Origin of the sequence: Actinopolyspora mortivallis, from assembly GCF_003001495.1 — a bacterium.
GTDB lineage: Bacteria > Actinomycetota > Actinomycetes > Mycobacteriales > Pseudonocardiaceae > Actinopolyspora > Actinopolyspora mortivallis_A.
Genome location: NZ_PVSR01000015.1, coordinates 15,966 through 35,537 on the forward strand (window position 1 = coordinate 15,966; position 19,572 = coordinate 35,537).

The 19,572-nt window shown below is 70.9% G+C and carries 16 protein-coding genes; 7 read left to right on the plus strand and 9 right to left on the minus strand.

Going from position 1 to position 19,572, the window contains the following annotated elements:
- Positions 1 to 246: 246 nt before the first annotated feature.
- The gene (locus CEP50_RS10475; RefSeq protein ID WP_106113759.1) at positions 247 to 1,206 is read right to left on the minus strand and encodes a hypothetical protein; all 960 of its coding nucleotides are present in this window, start codon (positions 1,204 to 1,206) and stop codon (positions 247 to 249) included.
- Between the two features lie 302 nt (positions 1,207 to 1,508).
- On the opposite strand from CEP50_RS10475, the gene CEP50_RS10480 reads away from it, so the two are divergent.
- Positions 1,509 to 2,990, plus strand: coding sequence for an Hsp70 family protein (locus CEP50_RS10480; protein ID WP_219905426.1), 1,482 nt, complete (start codon positions 1,509 to 1,511; stop codon positions 2,988 to 2,990).
- 66 nt (positions 2,991 to 3,056) lie between these two features.
- On the plus strand, positions 3,057 to 5,627 hold the full coding sequence (locus CEP50_RS10485) for a helix-turn-helix transcriptional regulator (protein ID WP_258175143.1): 2,571 nt from the start codon (positions 3,057 to 3,059) through the stop codon (positions 5,625 to 5,627).
- 56 nt (positions 5,628 to 5,683) lie between these two features.
- On the opposite strand, the gene CEP50_RS10490 is transcribed toward CEP50_RS10485, so the two are convergent.
- Entirely contained in the window at positions 5,684 to 6,763 is a 1,080-nt protein-coding gene (locus CEP50_RS10490) for an alpha/beta hydrolase (protein ID WP_181188325.1), read from the minus strand.
- A gap of 385 nt (positions 6,764 to 7,148) precedes the next feature.
- On the opposite strand from CEP50_RS10490, the gene CEP50_RS10495 reads away from it, so the two are divergent.
- Both CEP50_RS10495 and CEP50_RS10500 read left to right on the plus strand, forming a co-directional pair.
- Positions 7,149 to 7,703 carry an NADPH-dependent FMN reductase gene (locus CEP50_RS10495; protein WP_106113800.1) on the plus strand — a complete coding sequence of 185 codons (555 nt, stop codon included), beginning with the start codon at positions 7,149 to 7,151 and terminating at the stop codon, positions 7,701 to 7,703.
- Between the two features lie 135 nt (positions 7,704 to 7,838).
- The gene (locus CEP50_RS10500) at positions 7,839 to 8,324 is read left to right on the plus strand and encodes a Dps family protein (RefSeq protein WP_106113760.1); all 486 of its coding nucleotides are present in this window, start codon (positions 7,839 to 7,841) and stop codon (positions 8,322 to 8,324) included.
- 117 nt (positions 8,325 to 8,441) lie between these two features.
- On the opposite strand, the gene CEP50_RS10505 is transcribed toward CEP50_RS10500, so the two are convergent.
- The 3 genes from CEP50_RS10505 to CEP50_RS10515 form a co-directional block, all read right to left on the minus strand.
- Positions 8,442 to 9,506 carry an NADH:flavin oxidoreductase/NADH oxidase gene (locus tag CEP50_RS10505; RefSeq protein WP_106113761.1) on the minus strand — a complete coding sequence of 355 codons (1,065 nt, stop codon included), beginning with the start codon at positions 9,504 to 9,506 and terminating at the stop codon, positions 8,442 to 8,444.
- 178 nt (positions 9,507 to 9,684) lie between these two features.
- Positions 9,685 to 10,626 (minus strand): nucleoside hydrolase, encoded by a 942-nt coding sequence (locus CEP50_RS10510; protein WP_106113762.1) that lies wholly within the window; start codon positions 10,624 to 10,626, stop codon positions 9,685 to 9,687.
- Between the two features lie 55 nt (positions 10,627 to 10,681).
- Complete coding sequence (locus CEP50_RS10515; protein WP_106113763.1) at positions 10,682 to 11,443, minus strand: oxidoreductase; 762 nt, start codon at positions 11,441 to 11,443, stop codon at positions 10,682 to 10,684.
- Between the two features lie 249 nt (positions 11,444 to 11,692).
- Between CEP50_RS10515 and acs the strand changes: the two genes are divergently transcribed.
- From acs to CEP50_RS10530, 3 genes are all read left to right on the plus strand, one after another.
- Positions 11,693 to 13,666: an acetate--CoA ligase gene (gene acs, locus CEP50_RS10520; RefSeq protein WP_106113764.1), complete on the plus strand. Its 1,974-nt coding sequence runs from the start codon at positions 11,693 to 11,695 to the stop codon at positions 13,664 to 13,666.
- A 340-nt stretch (positions 13,667 to 14,006) separates the two neighbouring features.
- A complete protein-coding gene (gene nhaA, locus CEP50_RS10525; RefSeq protein WP_106113765.1) occupies positions 14,007 to 15,257 on the plus strand; it encodes a Na+/H+ antiporter NhaA in 1,251 nt (416 codons plus the stop codon).
- Between the two features lie 189 nt (positions 15,258 to 15,446).
- A complete protein-coding gene (locus tag CEP50_RS10530) occupies positions 15,447 to 15,950 on the plus strand; it encodes a phage holin family protein (RefSeq protein WP_106113766.1) in 504 nt (167 codons plus the stop codon).
- 10 nt (positions 15,951 to 15,960) lie between these two features.
- Here the strand turns inward: CEP50_RS10530 and CEP50_RS10535 are convergent, their stop codons facing one another.
- The 4 genes from CEP50_RS10535 to nth form a co-directional block, all read right to left on the minus strand.
- Positions 15,961 to 17,148 (minus strand): MarP family serine protease, encoded by a 1,188-nt coding sequence (locus CEP50_RS10535; protein WP_106113767.1) that lies wholly within the window; start codon positions 17,146 to 17,148, stop codon positions 15,961 to 15,963.
- A gap of 169 nt (positions 17,149 to 17,317) precedes the next feature.
- On the minus strand, positions 17,318 to 18,025 hold the full coding sequence (locus CEP50_RS10540; RefSeq protein ID WP_106113768.1) for an NUDIX hydrolase: 708 nt from the start codon (positions 18,023 to 18,025) through the stop codon (positions 17,318 to 17,320).
- A complete protein-coding gene (locus CEP50_RS10545) occupies positions 18,022 to 18,675 on the minus strand; it encodes a TlpA family protein disulfide reductase (protein WP_106113769.1) in 654 nt (217 codons plus the stop codon). Before CEP50_RS10545 ends, CEP50_RS10540 begins: the two co-directional genes overlap by 4 nt.
- Positions 18,672 to 19,505, minus strand: coding sequence for an endonuclease III (nth, locus tag CEP50_RS10550; protein WP_106113770.1), 834 nt, complete (start codon positions 19,503 to 19,505; stop codon positions 18,672 to 18,674). The genes CEP50_RS10545 and nth overlap by 4 nt, the downstream gene beginning before the upstream one ends.
- Positions 19,506 to 19,572 lie beyond the last annotated feature (67 nt).

Sequence of the window (19,572 nt, forward strand, 5' to 3'; positions counted from 1 at the left end):
GAAATCCGTCCGTGCGCACCGTACCGACATCGGACGCGTGGGGGAAGTGACTGCTCCGGGTGGAGGAGGCCGGGGAAAAGAGTTCGACGCCGCGAGGCTGCCTCTCGCGGCGTCGAACCGATCGCCGGGTTCCGCGGAGAGAGGGGCACACGGAACCCGGCGATCCGAACCGGCTCAGGTCAGAGCGCATGGGGAAGTGCCGAACTCCCCGGAAACCGTTCCGAGCGGGTCAGGCGGTTCCGGGAGTCAGAGCAGGTCCAGCGGCAGGTCGCCGGTCACGTCGCCGACCAGACCGCTGTCGGCCGAGCCCTCGGCGGAGCTCTCGCCGCTCAGACCGGCGTGCAGGTCGCCGGTCACGTCGCCGGCGACCGGGACGTCGGCGGTGACGTTGCTGACCGCGCCGGTCACGTCGCCGACCGTGTCGTCGAGGCCGCCGGTCACGTCACCCGCGGCGTTCAGCGTGGTGCCCACGCTGCCGACGGCCACGTCCACACCGGTGTCCACGGTGCCGTTGACGGTGCCCAGCGCGCCGTCCACCGTGTTGTTGACGGTGTCGCCCACGGTGTCCACGGAGTTGTCGACCGTGTTGCCGGCGACGTCGACGGAGTTGCCCACCACGCCGACGGCGTTGTTGGCGGCGTTCACCTCGTTGCCGCTGAGCACGTCGTGCACGTTGAGCAGGTTGTGCGAGTCGGTGTGCTCGACGCTGCCGTCCACGTCGACGTTGGTCTCCTGGCTCTGCTGCTGGTTCTGCTCCAGCTGGTTGTCGACGTCGCCCTCGGAGGAGTACTCGGCGGAGGGGGAGTTGTCCACGCTCATGGTTTCCGTCGCTTCCTGTTGCTCGTTGTTCTGTCCGGGATCGAGCTGGCTGATCGCGACGTGTTGGGTGCTCGCCGTGAACGTGTCGATGCTGGGCTGGGCCGTTCGTGCGTGCTCCGTCACGAACTCGGCCGGGGCGTAGTCCAGCATGAACGAGGAGGCGTAGAGCATCTGCGCCGCGTTCAGTCCCCCCAGTCCGGCGCCTTCCAGCGTGCCCTGCGGGTCGGCGTCGAACGCCGACCGCGTCTCCGGGTTGCCGACGAGTCGGGTCAGGAACTCCTGAAGCGTCGGCTGGCCCGGGGCCGCTGTCTGCTGAACGACCGGTTCCGGGGTCGGGAACTCGGAGTCACCCCGCCCGTGACCCTGATCCGGCTGTGTGTTCGGCATCACTGACGTTCTCCTGAACTCAAGCCGTGGGTGGTCCTTCTCCCGGGCGAGGTGATCGATCCCCGCGTTCCTTGTTCATCAAGGTACGGCGGGGGAGGCGCTTGCCCATCGGGAGCCACTCCTAGTTATTGCTGAACCTATTAGGGGACTCTGATTTGTCACCCTTTAGGGGATCAATGGGACGGGTCACATCTTTGCGTAATTGAGTTCACGCTAGGTTGGAACGGCGGGCTTTCCGGACGAACCCCGCTAGGCCGCTTGGCGGTATGACAAGTGTGGACGGCTGATCCGGAAGGGATGGCATGCCTTACGTTCTCGGGGTTCATCTGGGTACCACCACGACCTCGGCCGCTGTGATGGGCAGGAACGGTGGTCGATGGACCACCCCGGTGCCGTTCCCGCTCGGGACGACGCGTCCCGAGGTGCCGAGTCTCGTCCGCCGATTACCGGATGGTGGGTACCTGGTGGGCGAGGCCGCCGCCCAGCGGGCGGAGGCCCCGGAATGGACGTGCTCCCACTTCGTCACCAGCCTGGGTGAGGACGCTCCGTTGCTGCTGGGAGGCGAGTTCGTCCCCGCCCAGCGCCTGGTGGCCACGGTGGTCGAATGGGTGGCCGACCAGGTGACCCACCGCCACGGGTATCCCCCCGAACACATCGCCGTCGCGCACAACTGCTGGTGGGGGCCGCACCGTACCCACCTGGTGCACCGGGCACTGGCCGAACTGGGGATCACCGACGTCACCCTGCTGCCGGAGACCCTGGCGGTGGCCGTGGACTACGTGTCGAAGCAGACGGTCGCCGACGGCGGCACCATCGTGGTCGGCAACACGGGGGGAAGCGGTTCCGGCGTCGCCGTGCTGCGCAAACACGAACAGTCGAGCTCGGCGGACCTGTCGGCGCGCGGCCCGGGATCCGGGCTCGAACCGCTGGGGCCCACCGTGGAGTCGGAGACTCCCGCCGGCGCGGAACTGGACGAGCTGGTCCTCGAACGGGTGCGTACCGAGTTCGCCGACTCCTTCGCCCGCCTGGACCCGGCCGACCCCGGACACCGCGCCGCGGCCTCGCGCCTGCGGGCCGAGTGCACCAGGGCGCGGGAGGAGCTCTCCCACCGTGAACTCGCCCGGTTCAGTGTCCCTCTTCCGGATGAGCCGGGTGAGTTCGAACTGAGCCGGGGCGGCTACGAGCGGATGGCGCGGGCCCGACTGGAATGGCTGCCGGAGATGCTGGTCCAGACGGTACAGTCCGTCTCGTTGGCCCCGGAGGACCTGGAGGCGGTGGTCCTGGCCGGCGGACCCGCGCGTACGCCGCTGCTGCGCGAACTGGTCCGGCAACGCCTCCACGAACGGGTGCCGGCTCCGGACGCCTCCGGCCCACCGGTCAGAGTGGACGGATCTCCCGAACTGGTGGCCGCGCGGGGGGCGGCCTTCCGGGCCGCCGAGGTGCTGTCCGCGGCCACCGACAGGGCCGCTGCCGGGGCGGAGACGAGTGTGCTGATGCGGGTGCGGGACCCGGGCGAGGACAACCCGGTCACGGAAAATGAGTACGGTGTGGACAGTACGGAGGCGGTGATCGAGAATGCCTCGGCCGATCCCACCGTGCCCCCACCACGTCCCCCGGTGGAGGTCGAACCCATGTCCGTCGAACCGACGCCGACCAAGAAGTCCTTCAAGATCCTGAAACTCACGCTCGCGGCGTTACTGATCGCTTTCGGACTCGTCATGACGTTCGTGCAGGGTTTCGGTGGCCAGTCCGCGGGCCCCGGAATCGTGCAGCAGGCCAAGTGATCCTTTCGCCCGAGCCGCCGGTACCGGCACCGTCCACCGAACACCGCACACCGATTGGGACCGCTCGTGAACCACCCCAGCGCCACACGGCCCGCACCGGAGGCGGGGTCCGCACCACAACCCTGGCAGGTCGTCCAACCGCGCGCGGCGACGGGAATACGGGAGGAGATCGCGGCCAGCCCGTCCAAACCGGTGGTCGCCGTGATACGTGGCCCGGGCGGCTACGGCAAGACCGCGCTGCTGGCCGAACTCGCCCGGATCTACCGCGAGGCCGGCCTGACGGTGCACCACGAGGTCGACGCCCTCCGGCACTCCGGGGAAGGACAGCCGAGCGCGCTGCTGGTCGACGACGCCCACCTGTTGGACGAGGCGAGCCTGCGCGAACTCGCGGAGCTGGTCGACGGCGGTGCGCCCCGCGTGGTGCTGGCCTGCCGTCCCTGGCCGTGCCCCGAACCACTGGCCGAGCTGGTCGCGCTGGTGGGGCGGCGGCGCCCGGTGGTCTCACTGGAGGAACTGAACCTCGACGAGGTCGCCGCGCGGCTGCGCGAGGTCTCCGGAACACCCCACGATCCCGACACCGCCGAACGGGTACGGGCGTTCACCGGGGGGGTTCCCGCACTCGTGAGTCGGCTGCTGGAGTCCGTCTCCCCCGAGGAACTCCTCCGCCCGGAGGGGATCCGGCTGCCGCAGCGGGCGCTGGACCGTTTCGAGGAGGAACTGCGGGGACTGGGGGAGCTGGCCCGGCGGTGTCTGACCGTGCTGGCGCTCGGCGGCCCCACCCATCCGGTACTGCTGGGAACCGTCCTCGACGTGGAGTCCACGGTGGTCTCCCGCGCCACGGAGGAACTGCGTGCCGCCGGTCTGGTGGACACCGGCGACGCGGCGCATCCGTTCGTCCGGGAGGCGGTGCTGGCGCTCACCTCCTGGCAGCGACGACTGGAGGTGCTGCGTGTGCTGGTGCGTATCCAACTCGACAGGGGGGCGGAGGTGGCCGGGCTGCTGCGTCCGCTGCTCGAAGCCGGCTCGGCCCTGCCCACCGATCCCGTGCTCGCCTCCGGGTTCGAGGCCGCGGGGGAGGAGTCGCTTCCGGAGTCCCCGGAGCTGGCCGTGCGGATGTTCGACGCGGCCGTGGGGGCCGGTTCCCCGGCGCTGTCGGTGGCCGCGCGGCGAGCCCGGGCCGCGGCGATGACCGGAAGGCTGGACGAGGCGGTGCGCACCGCGGACCGGGTCATCGTGGACGAGTCGGCCCCGGACCGGGACACGGCGATCCGGGTCTCGGCCACCGTGCTCGCCCACCGGGGGCTGCCGGAACGTTCCGCGGAACTGTGCCGGTGGTCGGCGCGGCATCTCCCGTGGGCCGGGGACGCGGCCCACGCCGTGGTGGGACTGGTGGACACCGGCAGGATCTCCGAGGCCGAACAGCTGCTGGCCTCGGCCGCGGAGGGACCACCCACCTCGGTCTCGGGTGCGGGCGAGCAGCTGGCCCGGGGGATCCACGAGTCGGTGACGGGCTCCGCCCCGGAGGCCCTCTCCACACTGGTCCGTGCCGCCTCGCTGGCCGAACCGGTGGGCGCGGAGCTGCTGGTGCCGGACACCCCGGCGGCGGTGGCGGCCACGGTGGCCCTGCACTGCGGCGAGTTCGACGTGGCCGAGTCCGTGTTGGAGCGGGCGGTGCGTGCCGACGTGGGCGGGCCGCTGGCCCGCACCCGGCACCGGCTGTTGGCGGTCTGGGTGCCGCTGCTCAGGGGGGACACGATCGCGGCGAGGAACACGCTGGGCGGGGCCGTGGAGGATCCGGCTGAGCTGCCCGCCCGGGACAGGCTGACGGCCACCGCGCTGGACGCGGGTATCGCCAGCAGGGACAACGACATGGAAGCACTGCGCCGGGCCGTGGCCGGGGCACGCCGGGCCGTGGCCGAGCACCCCGCCGACCTGTTCGCCCTGCTCCCGCTGAGCGAACTGGTGGTGGCCGGGGCGCGGTTGGGAGACCGGGAGTGGCTGGGACCGCCGCTGCGGGAGGCACGTGAGCTGCTGGCCGCCCTGGGAGAGCCCGCCCTCTGGGCCGCCCCGCTGTCCTGGCGCCGCCTCCAGGCCGCCGTGGTGGTGGGGGACCGGGAGAACGCGGCGGAGCACGCCACGGCCCTGCGCGCTCTGGCCGGGAGCGAGCAGCTGGCCGCCGTGTTGTCCACGGCCGCCGAGGTGTGGCTGCGGCTGCTCGACGGCGAGGTCGACGAGCGGTCCGTCCGACAGGCGGCCCACGCGCTGCACGGAGCCGGCCTGGTCTGGGACGGGGCGGGGCTGGCCGGGCAGGCCGCGATCCGCACCAAGGATCGCGGCACCATGCTGGCGCTGCTGGAGTGCGCCCGCTCGTTACAGGGCAAGACCCCGCGTCCTTACCGGCACCCGGCGGACACCGGTGGGGTGGGGCCCTCGGGTCAGGAGCGGGAGCTGCTCAGTGAGCGGGAGCGCGAGGTGGCCGAACTGGTGCTCGGCGGGATGACCTACAAACAGGTGGGACAGCGGCTGTTCATCTCGGCCAAGACCGTGGAGCACCATATCGGCAGGATCAAGCAGCGGCTGGACTGTTCCACCCGGGAGGAACTGCTCGCCCGGCTGCGTTCGCTGCTGGTCGACTGACCGGCCCGCCGGAGCCGGGAACGCGCGGATGCCCCGCCGCCGACGGGCCGTGTTCCTCAGGAGGAGTGCAGTGCCAGTCCCGCGCGCAGGTGACCCACGGTCTCGAACATGGCCTCCCGCAACCGGGGGCTCGCCCCGAACAGGTTGGCAAACCCGTGGATCAGGTCCGGGAAACGCCGGGACACCACCGGCACCCCGGCCTCGGCCAGCCGCCGGCCGTACTCCTCACCCTCGTCCCGCAGCGGGTCGAACCCGGCGGTGACCAGCACGGTCGGGGCCAGCCCCTCCAGTTCCCCGTTCAACAGCACCGACAGCCGCGGGTCGGTGCGGGCGTCCCGGTCCGGCTGGTACATGTCCATGAACCAGTCCATGTCCTCGTCGGTGAGCAGGAGCCCGTTGCCGAACAGGTCGCGGGAGCGCCTGCGGGTGCTGGCGTCCACGGCCGGGTAGAGCAGGAACTGCAACACCGGACTCTTGAGCCCGTTGGCGAGCGCGTGCTGGGCGACCACGGCGGCCAGGTTGCCGCCCGCGCTGTCCCCGCCGACCGCGACGGAGTCGGGACTGGATCCCAGGTCCTCGGCGTTGTCCAGCACGTACTCGTAGGCGTCCACGGCGTCCTCGACCGCCGCGGGGAAGGGGTGTTCCGGCGCCAGCCGGTAGTCCACCGACAGCACCCTGATGTCGGCGTGCTTGGCCAGGAAGCGGCACAGCTCGTCGTGGGTGTCGAGATCACCGACCACCCAACCGCCCCCGTGGTAGAACACCAGCAGCGTGCTGGGGTCGGTGAGGTTCGTGGGACGGTACAGCCGGGCGTCACGCTCGCCGGAGCGTGCCCGGACGCAGCGCCTGCTCACCTGGACACCGGGAAGGGGAGCGCCGCGCACCACCTCCAGCCCGCCGGACATGGCGGTGCGTGCCTTCTCGGGGGTGTCGGCGGACATGCGTTCCTGGCCGGCGAGCGCCTGCAGCCGCAGCAGCGCCTGGACCTCCACGGCGAGTTCCTGGCCGTCCACCCGGACGGGTTCCCCCGCCACCAGCCGCAGCAGGGGGCGGGGCAGGCGCATCGAGCCGTGCAGCACGGCGGACTGGACACGTGTCTGCACCGAGTGTGGGATGGCGTCGAGAAGTGGGGACACGGATGAACCTTTCCACGGTCGAGGGTGGGCGGTGCGGAGTCCCACGCTCCCGCCGCGCGTTCCGGGGCTCACGGACCGTGGCGACCGGGGGTGCCCGGCCGGGCGAACCGGCCCCGCGCAGGGGTTCCCCGGAGAAGGTCCGCCCCGGGCGGGTGGAGGGGCTGTGATCCGCACTACTCGGAGGCTACCGCTTGGTAGTGCGTGGTGCGAGACACGTGGTGGGCAATTGACCTCGAGTGCGGTCCAACCCATACCGTGTCCCGGTCGGTCGCTCGGGAACCCGGACGGGCGGCGGCGCCAGCGGGGGTCGGTCGCTCACCGTGACCGGGTCGCGGTTCGCCGACGGGTTCACGGGCAACACCTGTGACGAGGAAGGACAGTGTCGATGGCGGTGACCGTAGTGGGCATCGGGGGGTCGGTGCGGGCCGACTCGCAGTCCGAACGCGCCCTGCACGCGGTACTGGCCGGCGCGCGGGACAGCGGGGCCAAGGTCCGCGTGATAGCCGGAAGCGGACTGGTCATGCCGTTCTACGATCCGGCGGTCACCGAACGCGTGTCGAACGCGCGGGAGCTCGTGGAGGCGCTGCGCGAGGCCGACGGTGTGGTGCTGGCCTCGCCCGGCTATCACGGCACGATCTCCGGTCTGGTGAAGAACGCGCTGGACTACGCCGAGGACCTGCGGGAGGACTCCCGCCCCTATCTGCACGGCAGGGCCGTGGGGTGCGTGGGCATCGCCTACGGCTGGCAGGCGACCGTGACCACCCTGCAGGCGCTGCGCTCGGTGACCCACGCCCTGCGCGGCTGGCCGACCCCACTGGGAGCGGCGGTCAACTCGGCCGACACCCGCCTGGGACCGGGAGGGGAGTGCTCCGACGAGAAGGTCGCCGCGACCCTGCACACCATCGGCAGCCAGGTGGTCGAGTTCGCCTCCGAACGCTGAGGGGCTCCTCCCCGCCGGGCGTTTCGACCCCGCGACCGTGCGTGTCGGCGGGTTTCGGGGTGTGATCGGTCGGGTACTTCCCCCACGCCCCCGGTTTTCGGTGCCGTCGCGGGGGCGGCGAGGAGGTACGAGGAAATGGCCGAGAAGAGTCCGATCACCAGCCCGCTGGGTGACGCCGAACGGGATATCACGGCCAAGTCGCTACAGAGCACCCTGGTCGATCTCGTCGACCTGCACCTGGTCGCCAAGCAGGCCCACTGGAACGTGGTGGGCGGCGACTTCCGCAGTGTCCACCTGCAGTTGGACGAACTGGTCAACAGCGCACGCCAGTTCGCCGACAGCGTCGCCGAGCGCGCGGCCGCCCTCGGAGTGCCTCCGGACGCGCGGGCGAGCACGGTCGCCGAGAGCTCCGGCGTGCCCGACTTCGACTCCGGTTGGCGGCAGGACACCGAGGTCATCCGGGCGATCGTGGAGACGCTGAGCAGACTGATCCGCCGCCTGCGGGCACGCATCGACGAGACGGACAAGACCGACCTGGTCACCCAGGACCTGCTCATCTCCATCGCGGCCAAGCTGGAGGAGGCGCACTGGATGTGGCAGGCCAAGCTCGCCGGAAGCTGACGGCTCCGAGTTCTCCGAGGACGCGGGCGCGGGGAAGCGTCCCCACCCCCTGAGGGGCAGCGGCCGTGCGTCCGGAGAGGGCGGTGCGTCAACCGGCCCTTCCGGACGCGGTCACGGTCAGCGCGCGGCGGCTCGTTCGTACTGACGGGGCCACAGCGAGTCGGCCCGCAGCCGGTCGGCCGCGTGCAGCGGCCAATGCGGCTCGCGCAGCAGCTGGCGGGCCAGCAGAACCGCGTCGGCCGAGCCGGAGGCGACGATCTCCTCGGCCTGCTCCGGGGAGGTGATCATCCCGACCGCCCCGGCGGGAACCCCCGCCTCCTGCCTGATCTGTCGGGCGTAGGGCACCTGGTAGCCCGGCCCGACGGGTACGGAGACCCCGGCCACCGCTCCGCCCGTGGAGGCGTCCACGAGGTCCACCCCGCGTTCGGCCAACAGCGCGGCCAGGCGTACCGAGTCCGCTCCGGTCCAACCCCGCTCACTCCAGTCTGTGGCCGAGATCCGGGCGAACAGCGGTTTGCCGGCCGGCCACACCCCGCGCACGGCTTCGGTGATCTCCAGCAGCAGCCGTACCCGGCCCGCGAAGTCACCCCCGTACTTGTCGGTGCGGTCGTTGACCAGCGGGGAGTAGAACTGGTGGGCCAGGTACCCGTGGGCGAAGTGCAGTTCCACCACGTCGAAGCCGGCCTCCTCGGCGCGCCGGGCCGCCTCGGCGAAACGGTCGGGCAGGGCAGCCACCTCGGCGGTGTCCAGCGCGCGCGGAGCGTTCAACTGCCCGAAGGGCTGGTCGGTGGAACTCACCGTCGGCCACCCTCCCGACTCCTCGGGGAGGCTGTGCCCTCCTTCCCACGGGGCCGAGGTGGAGGCCTTGCGACCGGCGTGGGCGAGTTGCACACCGGCGGCGGCCCCCTGTGCGCGGACGAAGTCGGTGATCCGACGCCAGGCCGCCACCTGCTCCTCGTCGTACAGGCCGGTGTCGCCGGGGCTGATCCGTCCCTCGGGGGCCACCGCCGTGGCCTCGCTGATCACCAGTCCGGCTCCCCCGGTGGCGAACTGACCCAGGTGCACCAAGTGCCAGTCGTCGGGGACTCCGTCGACGGCCGAGTACTGGCACATGGGCGCGACCCAGGCGCGGTTGCGGATCTCGACGTCCCGGAACTTCACGGGTTCGAAAAGTCGACTCATACCGGGGGAGACCATCGAACGGAGCGGAGTATTCCGCTACGTCCGATGTCTCACACGGCGGAACGAGACCGGCGTGCGGGCGCGGGCTGCGCCGCGGGACCACCGTCACCACGTCTGTCGAGGTCCGCCGCGGAGCACCACCGCAGGCCGTTCACCAGCGGTTCCGTCCGAGTGGTCCCTAGGCCGAGGGGGCTGCGGGCATCGTCCGGGCCACCCGTTCGAAGGCGTCGGTGACCAGGTCCCAGAAGCCCCGTTGGTCCAGTGCCGTGGCCACCACGGCGTTGTTCGTCTCCTCCGAGGCGAAGTCGGTCACGGTCATGCCCGAGGTGAACCGCCCGGAGGTCTCCACGTCGATCCTGGCCTCCTGCAGGGTGAACAGCTCGGGCGAGATCACGTAGGCCACCGCGCAGGCGTCGTGGATGGCCGGTCCCAACTCGCGGTACTGCCTGTTGCTGCCGTAGAAGTCCAGGCAGGGGGCGAGCAGCTCGTGCTGCAACCGGCCCAGCCCGGTGAAGCGTTCCCGCACCTCGGCACTGGCCCTGGCCTGGTGGGTCAGGTCCAGGCCGAACACGACGGTGCGCCAGGGCGCCTCGAAGACCACGCTGGCGGCCTCCGGGTCGGCGCCGATGTTGAACTCCGCCGCGGGGGTGACGTTCCCCCGGGTGTAGGAGCCGCCCATGATCACGAACTCGCGGACCCACTCGGTGATGCGCGGTTCCTTGCGCAACGCCAGGGCGATGTTGGTCAGCGGCCCCACCGCGACCAGGCTGATCTCGCCGGGGGAGGCGGAGACGGTGTCCACGATGTAGTCCACCGCGTGCTCGGGGTGCGGTTGCCGCTTCGCCTCGGGCAGGACGACGTCGCCGAGGCCGGTGCTGCCGTGCACGGTGGAGGCGGTGTGTCGCGGGCGCACCAGCGGACGCTGCGCCCCGGCCGCCACCGGCACGTCCATGCCGTAGAACTCGGCCAACCTCAGCGCGTTGGGGGTGGTGTGTTCGAGGCCGACGTTGCCCGCGACGGTGGTGAGGCCGACCACCTCCAGCTCCGGGGAGCCGTGGGCCAGTGCGATCGCGAGCGCGTCGTCGATTCCCGGGTCGCAGTCGAGCAGGATTCGTTTCACGGTGTCGCCTTACGTCTCGTCCTGATTCTTCTCGTGGCGGAGCCGAGGGGCGCCGTCAGCTCCGCACGGAGTCCGCGATCGACCTCGCCTCGCGGGCTCCGGCCTCCAGGGAACGGCAGCAGTAGGTGATCCACGCGGCCACCCCCTCCGTGGAGCCGGAGGAGAACCTCCGCGCGGTGGAGGCGTACTCGTCCTGGCGGCGGAAGTGGGCCACTTCGGGGACGACGAGTCCCTTGGGATCCAGTCCGCTGGCGATCACCGTCAGCCGTGCGGCCGCCCGGGCGATGATCCCGTCGACCTCGCCGAAGGGGGCCAGCGCGAGCAGTTCCCCGTGCACCACGGCGGCCTGCACTGGCCCCGGGATCGCCGCCTGGGCCTGTCCACCGAGTTCGGTGACCGTCCGGGCCAGCAGCTCCAGCCGGGAGGACACCTCCTCGTCGGCTCGGGGGCGTCCCAGCCGTTCCTGCTCGTCCGCTCCGACGAGGTCGGCGGCGGCCAGCACGTGCAGTCGGGCCAGGGCCTGTAGCGGGGCGCGTTGCCAGGTGGGCAGCAGTGGCCCGAGGGCCTCGGCGACCCGCAGGGATCCGGCCAGCAGCGGGTCGGTCACCGTGCCCTCCTCGGGGATCTCGACGGCGCCTCCCGCGACCGCCGCCGAGGCACGGGCCGCCCGGACCGAGGCCTCGGCCGCGGTGGTGGCCCACCCCCGTCGGTTCGCCGGGTGCTCGTGCACCTCGTCGATCGCCTTGCGCGCGGTCTCAACCGCCTCGGGCACGCCCGGAAGGTGGACCAGCGGGCGTAGCGACTCCTGCGCGTTCACATCGCAGACGCTACCCGGTGCCTAGCACAGCATGCTGGCCTGTCCTCCGAAGGAGGCAAACAGGATCCTTCGGGTGGGCAGTTTCGGGTGAGAAGTCTTACACTCACTGTGACTTGTCGGTCATAAGCAGCACCGATCAGGGGAATTGGTCTCAACCTTTTCAGGTTTCACCTCTATCGAAGTGAGTCGTATCGCACTACGGTTCGTCACGGACAGAGCTGTGCCAGCAGCGACGGAGGTTCGACAGCGATGAGTCAGCCCGACGGGCAGAGCAACACCTTGGACAATCTCCTCGAGGAGAACAGGACGTTCCCGCCCACGGCGGAATTCGCGGCCGAGGCGAACGCGACCGCCGAGCTGTACGACAGCGCCGCCGAGGACCGCCTGGGCTTCTGGTCCCAGCAGGCGCGCCGCTTAACCTGGCGGACCGAGTGGAACCAGGTTCTCGACTGGTCGAACCCCCCGTTCGCGAAGTGGTTCGTCGGCGGGGAACTCAACGTCGCCCACAACTGCGTGGACCGGCACGTCGAGGCCGGCAACGGCGACCGGGTGGCCATCTACTGGGAGGGCGAGCCCGGAGACTCCCGTCGGATCACCTACTCCGACCTCCAACGCGAGGTGTCCAAGACCGCCAACGCGCTGAGCGAACTCGGTGTCGGATCCGGCGACCGGGTGGCCATCTACCTGCCGATGCTGCCCGAGGCGGTCTTCGCGATGCTGGCCTGCGCGCGGCTGGGAGCCCTGCACAGCGTCGTCTTCGGCGGATTCTCCTCCGAGGCCCTGCGCAACCGGATCAACGACGCCGAGGCCACGGTGGTCATCACCTGCGACGGCCAGTTCCGTCGCGGCCAGGCCATGCCGCTGAAGGCGAACGTGGACGAGGCCGTCGCGGGCACCCCCAGCGTCGAACACGTGGTGGTGGTGCGCCGCACCGGCACCGAGGTCGCCTGGAACCCGGACCGCGACACGTGGTGGCACGAGCTCGTCGACCGTCAGTCCGAACAGCACACCCCCGAGGCGTTCGACTCCGAACACCCGCTGTTCATCCTCTACACCTCCGGCACCACCGGCAAACCCAAGGGAATCCTGCACACCTCGGGCGGCTACCTCACCCAGGCCGCCTACACGCACAGCACGGTGTTCGACCTCAAACCCGAGTCCGACGTGTACTGGTGCACGGCCGACATCGGCTGGGTGACCGGGCACACCTACATCGTCTACGGCCCGCTGGCCAACGGTGCGAGCCAGGTCATCTACGAGGGCACCCCGAACACCCCGCACCAGGGGCGGCACTGGGAGATCGTGCAGAAGTACGGGGTCACCCTGTACTACACGGCCCCCACCACGATCCGCACCTTCATGAAGTGGGGCTCGGAGATCCCGGCCCGGTACGACCTGTCCACGCTGCGGGTGCTCGGAACCGTGGGGGAACCCATCAACCCCGAGGCCTGGATGTGGTACCGCGAGCACATCGGCGGCGGAACCGCCCCCATCGTGGACACCTGGTGGCAGACCGAGACCGGCGCCATCATGATCTCCCCGCTGCCCGGCGTCACGGCCACCAAACCCGGTTCGGCCCAGCGGCCGGTACCCGGGGTGTCGGTGGGCGTCGTCGACGAGAACGGCAACCGGGTCGGCAACGGCGAGGGCGGCCTGCTGGTGCTCGACAAGCCGTGGCCGTCCATGCTGCGCGGCATCTGGGGCGACCAGCAGCGTTTCGTGGACACCTACTGGTCCCGCTTCGCCGAGCAGGGCTACTACTTCGCCGGTGACGGGGCCAAGTACGACAACGACGGCGACATCTGGCTGCTCGGCCGCGTGGACGACGTCATGAACGTCTCCGGGCACCGGATCTCCACCACCGAGGTCGAGTCGGCGCTGGTCTCACACCCCAGTGTGGCCGAGGCCGCCGTGGTGGGAGCCTCCGACCCCACGACGGGGCAGGGCATCGTCGCCTTCGTCATCCCGCGCGGGGACTCGGCGGGGGAGACGACGATGGCCACCCTGCGCGAGCACGTCTCCCACGAGATCGGTCCCATCGCCAAACCACGGCAGATCATGGTGGTCTCCGAGCTGCCCAAGACCCGCAGCGGCAAGATCATGCGCAGGCTGCTCCGCGACGTCGCGGAGAACCGCGAGGTCGGTGACGTGTCCACGCTGGCCGACTCCAGCGTGATGGAGCAGATCACCGCGGGCATGAAATCCGGAAGCGGGGACGACTGAACGTGTTCGCGTGACCGCTGAACGGTGGGGTGCGACCGGGTCGTGCCCCACCGTCGATTTTTCTCACACCCGGCTGCGTCGGTCCGCCCGTACCGTGGGTGCGTGTTTTCGCCACACCGGCCGTTTCGAGCTGTTTTCGCAGTTCACCGCGTTCGGTCGATGCTTTTAGCAATTCCTGATCGCGTTGACAAGTCCCGTCGGTGCGTGCGGGCGGCGACGTGCCCGACGCGGCTCGCGAAGCAGGGTGCGGTGGGTTTCCTCGTGTTAGGCTCGCCTCCGGGGCGATCCGGACACCGGTCATTGTGGAGTACGTGGCGTCATCAATCTCGGGAGCAACTCCGTGGCGAAGTCGCAGCGCAACCGAAGGAAACGGTCCGCCGCCCCGGAGGAGGCCCGCACCTTCGACTTCGGTTCGTACCTGCGCAACGAGACCGTCGGCGGAATGCTCATGCTCGCCGCCACCGTGGTGGCGCTGCTGGCGGCCAATTCCCCCGCCTCCGGTGTCTACGAGACCGTCCGGGACTTCACCCTCGGTCCGCACGCGCTGCACCTGGACCTGACCGTCGGTGAGTGGGCCAAGGACGGGCTGCTGGCCATCTTCTTCTTCGTCGCCGGCTTGGAGCTCAAACGGGAGCTGACCCTCGGGGACCTCTCCGACCGCAAGACCGCGACCCTGCCCGTGCTGGCCGCGCTCGGCGGCATGGTCGTGCCCGCCGTGCTGGCCGTGGCCATCAGCTTCGGCGCTCCCGGTTCCGCGCAGGCCTGGGCGATCCCCGTGGCCACCGACATCGCCTTCGCGCTGGGCGTGCTCTCGCTGACGGCCTCGGCGATGCCCACCACGGCCAGAGTGTTCCTGCTCAGCCTGGCCGTGGTCGACGACCTCGGCGCGATCATCGTCATCGCGGTGCTGTTCACCTCGGGAATGAACCTGGTCGCACTGCTCGTCGCGGTGCTGCTGTGCGTCGGCTACTGGTACGCCCAGCGCAAGCGGATCCGCACCTCGTGGCTGTACGTCCCCCTGGCCGTGGCCACGTGGGTGGCGGTGCACAGCAGCGGGGTCCACGCCACCATCGCCGGTGTCGCGCTCGGACTGCTGACCAGGGTGCGCCCGGACCCCTACGAACGGGCCTCGCCGTCCATGAGGCTGGAGCACCGGCTGCAACCCTGGTCGGCCGGACTGGTGGTCCCGGTGTTCGCCCTGTTCGCCGCCGGGGTTCCCGTGGGAGCCGAGGCCCTGGGCGCGGTCTTCCACGACCGGATCGCCATCGCGGTGATGGTCGGTCTGGTGTTCGGCAAGATGCTGGGGATCTTCGGCACCTCCTTCGTGGCGATCAAGCTCGGCTTCGGAACACCCCCCAAGGGGGTGGCCTGGCGTGACCTGTTCGCCCTGGCGATGCTCGGTGGGGTCGGGTTCACGGTCAGCCTGTTGATCGCCGACCTGTCGCTTTCCGGAGCCGCGGCCGACCAGGCCAAGGCCGCCGTGCTCATCGCCTCCGCCGTGGCCTCCGTCGGCGCCACCCTGCTGTTGATGCTGCGCAGGAAGCACGACCGTTCCCGCACGGAGGTCCAGGCACAGGGCGAGCCGGGGTGACCCGTCCGGCCGGGTCCAGCGGACTGGTCGATGCGCTCGTGCTGTGGCGGAGGTGTTTCGCACCGACCCACAGGGGGATGATCACCGGGGGTGGCCTCCGACGGTTGAGCTGATCCGAGCGAGGCGGGAGGGAAGTGACGAAATCGCCTCTGGCGCGTCACTGAGTCACGGCCGGGGGTTCGTGGCACGATGACGATCGTGAACAGTGCCCAGAACGAACAACACGGAACCTCCGACAGCGCCGCCACGGCCACCTCCGTCCCCCTGTCCGAGGAAGGCACCGGTGCGGGCGCGGAGCAGTCGATCGGAACGCTCGCCCGGGACGTGGCCACTCACCTGTCCGCGCTGGTGCGGGGGGAGCTGGAACTCGCCAAGGCGGAAGTCGCCGGAGAGGCGCGCAAGGCACTGAAGGGCAGTGTCTTCTTCGTGCTGGCGCTGACCGTGCTCGCCTTCAGCAGCTTCTTCCTGTTCTTCACCCTCGCCGAGGGACTGGCGGCGGTCGGACTGTGGCGGTGGGCCGCGTTCGGGATCGTGTTCCTGCTGATGCTGGTGGTGGCGGTCCTGCTGGCCCTGGTCGGCTATCTGCGCGTCCGTCGGGTCCGAGCTCCCCGGAGGACGATCGACTCCCTGAAGGAGACGGCCCAGCTCCGGCACCGCCACACCGAGGACGGTCACCAGCCGACGCGGGAGTGAGCCGGCGAGCTCACTCGGTGCAGGCCCCGGTGGGAACCTCCTCGGACAGTCCCGGTGCGGCGGCCACCTCGTCGGCCATCTCCTCGGCCGTGAGCGCGAACCCGGTGTTGCGGTTGTCCACGGCGGCCCCGAAGACCAGCCCGACCACCCGGCCGTTCTCGTCGACCAGCGGACCGCCCGAGTTCCCGCTGCGTACCTGGGCCCGCACCGTGTACACGTCGCGGACCACGGTCGAGTCACCGTAGATGTCCGGTCCCCGCAGGTCGATCCGTTCCCGGACCCTGCCGGCGGAAGCCGTGTAGGGCCCGTCCAGCGGGTAGCCGAGCACGATCACGTCGGTGCCGGAGTTCACGGGCTCCGGGGACACGTCCAGGGGCTGGGCCCGCAGGGAGGGCACGGACAGCACCGCCACGTCCTCGTCCGGGTCGAAGGAGACCACCTTCGCCGCGAACTGACCACGTCCCACTTCGACGAAGACCCGGTCGGTTCCCGCCACCACGTGCGCGTTGGTGATCACCCTGTTGTCGGCCACGACGAAGCCGGTCCCCTCCAGGGCACGACCGCAGTCCGGGGCCCTGCCCCGCACCTTGACCACGCTGGGGCGCAGCTGTCGGACGACCTCGCTGCGGGCCAGCTCCGGGTCGGGGGGCTCGATGCTGGCCACCGGGGTCCGGGAGAACGGCTCCAGCGCCTCGGGGAAGCCGCTGACGCCCAGCATCCGTCGCAGTTCGGACGGCAGGGAGCGCGCCGACTCGGGCATGATCGAGTCGACGGTGCGCAGCACGCGGGAGTCACTGACGGCCGAAGCCAGCCCCGGCAGCGCCGAGGCCGAGGTGAACGGAAGCGCCACCAGCCACGCCACCACGAAGACCGCCGTGCCCTGCACCACCGCGCCGAGTGCGTTGTCCATCCCGACCAGTCGGCGGTGTCCGGTGAACCGGTCACGCAGCTCGCGCCCGGCCCACATCCCGAGGGTTTCGCCGAGCGCGACGAGCAGCACGACGATCCCCACGCCGAAACCGATGCGCGCGCCGGCGCTGTCCACCCGTTCGAGCAGCAGCGGGGCCAGCCGCACTCCCACGATCGCCCCGGCGACCACCCCCACGAAGGAGAGCAGCGCGGTGACCAGCCCGTGGCGTCCCCCGGACAGGGCAGCCAGCAGCGCCAGCAGCACCACCAGCACGTCGACCCAGTTCACCGGTCACCTCGGCTTCTGCTGAGAACATGAGGGCATCGCCCGTTCCGTCGGGTGCCGCTCGCGGCGGGCCGGTGGTCCTGCCGGCCCGGGGCGGTGGCGGGTGTACAGCGCCCGAAGGTGATCACCTCCCGTGTTGATCCTCTACGGGTTATTTCACCCGACCGGCCCTTCAGCGTTCGGAACCGGGATCCTCTGTGGCCACCGCGGCCCGCCACGCCTCGTCCAGTTCCCGTACGTCCCCACGGTTCCACGGACGTGACCACCCCGCGAGGTCCAGCAGCCCGGAGAGCAGCCCTCCGGTGAAGCCCCAGACCAGCATCCCGGGAACGAGGAAGGCAGGGGAGGTCCGTCCCGCGAACCGCACCATGAACCTGTTGTCCGGATCGGCCAGTCGTACCACGGGCACCCGGGCCACGGCAGCGGTCTCCCCGGGGTCCACCGGTCGCACCGGGGCGGGTTCGTGCCAGTGTGCGATCACCGGGGTGACCCGGAAGGCGCTGTGGGCGAGGTGCAGCTCCGGCAGCGTGGCCACCGGGGTGATCCCGGTCGAACGCACCCCCACCTCCTCGGCGGCCTCCCGCAGCGCCGCTCCCACGGGCCCCGTGTCGTCGGCGTCGACGGCTCCGCCGGGGAAGGCGACCTGGCCGGGGTGGGAGTTCAGGCCGTCGGCACGACGCAACAGCAGCACGTCGGGACCGGAGCGGGTGTCCTCGGCGCCGAGCAGGATCAGCACGGCGGCGGGGCGCACGTCGCTCTCGCAGGGTGCCCGGGGCAGACCGAGGTCGCGCGGGGAGATCTCGGCGGACCGCCGCGCCAGTGGGCGCAGCCAGTCGGGGAGCGTGCGCGGGTCGACCAGCGGGCCGTGTTCCTCGTTCACCGGGCCTCCAACTCACTGTGCACCGCCTGGCGGACCTGGGTGGCCGAGTCGAACACCTCGGGAGGCATCCGCCGCACCTCTCCCTCGGGGGTGACGAGGTAGCTCACGGGAAGCGTCGTGGGCACCCGCAGCCGTTCGGCCACGCGTCCGCCGGAGTCGTGCACCACGGGCAGCCGCACGTCCAGGCTGTCCAGCAGTTCGAGGCCCCCGGCCGCGTCGCTGCGGACCTGCACCCCGATCACCCGCACCGAGTCCGGTTGTTCGGAGTAGCTCTGCAGGGCGGGCAGTTCCCTGCGGCAGGGTGGGCACCAGGATGCCCACACGTTGATCAGCGTGCCCCTCTCGCCGAGCATGTCCGCCAGCTCGACGGGGGAGCCGTCGCCCAGGCAGGTTCCGCTCGCCCCCTCCAGCTCGGCCACGGAGGGGCCGGAGCGGGGGGCGGGGGAGCACTCCGCCAGCGCGGCCCGGGCACGCAGCTCGCCGAGGTCGGCCCCGGCCCGTCCGGAGTTCGCCGGGGTTTCCGGTGTGGACGGCGTGTCGTCCTCCCTCGGCCACAGGGCCACGACGCCGAGCACGGCGACCACCAGCACCGTCAGGGTCCAGCGGATCTCGCGGCCGAAACCGCGCCACCGGGGGGTTTTCGAGCTCATCCCGCCGAGGCCTCCGGGGTGACGGAGGGGGCGGCCTCGCCGTCCGTTCCGCGCAGCCCGGCGAGTTCGAGCAGTCTCTCGGCCTCGGGGCCGCGCACCAGCTCGGCGGCCGTGGCCGGGTCGGTGGGGCCGTGTCCGTAGGAGGGGCAGTCCCTGGCCAGGGGACAGGCACCGCAGGCGGGTCTGCGGGCGTGACAGACCCTGCGTCCGTGGAAGATCACGCGGTGCGAGAGCATCGTCCACTCCTTGCGCGGGATGAGCTCACCGACGGCCTTCTCGATCTTCACGGGATCCTCGGCCTCGGTCCAGCCCCACCGGCGGACCAGGCGCCCGAAATGGGTGTCCACGGTCAGGCCGGGAACGTCGAAGGCGTTGCCCAGGATCACGTTCGCGGTCTTGCGGCCGATCCCCGGCAGCCGGACCAGCTCCTCCAGGGTCGAGGGCACCTGCCCGCCGTGCCGTTCCACGAGGGCGGCTCCCAGCCCCATCAGCGAGTTCGCCTTGTTCCGGTAGAACCCTGTGGGGCGGATCAGCTCCTCCAGCTCGGCGCGGTCGGCCCCCGCGTAGTCGGCCGCCGTGGGGTAGCGGGCGAACAGCTTCGGGGTCACCTCGTTGACGCGTTTGTCGGTGCACTGGGCGGACAGGATCGTCGCCACCGTCAGTTGCAGCGGGTCGTCGAAATTCAGCTCGCAGTGCGCGTCGGGGTAGGCCGCGGCCAGTGTGCGCATGATCCGACGCGCGCGCCGCACCAGAGCGAGTCTGCTCTCGGAGTTCGGTGTGCGGTTGCCCGTGGTGGCGCGGTTCGGGGTGCTCGGAACTGGGTCGGACACCCCACTAGCCTACGGATTCGGGTCGAGGGACGGGCGACCGTGTATGAGACCGACCACTCCTGTGCGG

What these genes read in the sequence shown, in the direction of transcription:
- CEP50_RS10475 (WP_106113759.1), bottom strand. Translation starts at nt 1,206, where the DNA reads ATGCCGAACACACAGCCGGATCAGGGTCACGGGCGGGGTGACTCCGAG.
- CEP50_RS10480 (WP_219905426.1), top strand. Translation starts at nt 1,509, where the DNA reads ATGCCTTACGTTCTCGGGGTTCATCTGGGTACCACCACGACCTCGGCC.
- CEP50_RS10495 (WP_106113800.1), top strand. Translation starts at nt 7,149, where the DNA reads ATGGCGGTGACCGTAGTGGGCATCGGGGGGTCGGTGCGGGCCGACTCG.
- CEP50_RS10500 (WP_106113760.1), top strand. Translation starts at nt 7,839, where the DNA reads ATGGCCGAGAAGAGTCCGATCACCAGCCCGCTGGGTGACGCCGAACGG.
- CEP50_RS10505 (WP_106113761.1), bottom strand. Translation starts at nt 9,506, where the DNA reads ATGAGTCGACTTTTCGAACCCGTGAAGTTCCGGGACGTCGAGATCCGC.
- acs (WP_106113764.1), top strand. Translation starts at nt 11,693, where the DNA reads ATGAGTCAGCCCGACGGGCAGAGCAACACCTTGGACAATCTCCTCGAG.
- CEP50_RS10530 (WP_106113766.1), top strand. Translation starts at nt 15,447, where the DNA reads ATGACGATCGTGAACAGTGCCCAGAACGAACAACACGGAACCTCCGAC.
- CEP50_RS10545 (WP_106113769.1), bottom strand. Translation starts at nt 18,675, where the DNA reads ATGAGCTCGAAAACCCCCCGGTGGCGCGGTTTCGGCCGCGAGATCCGC.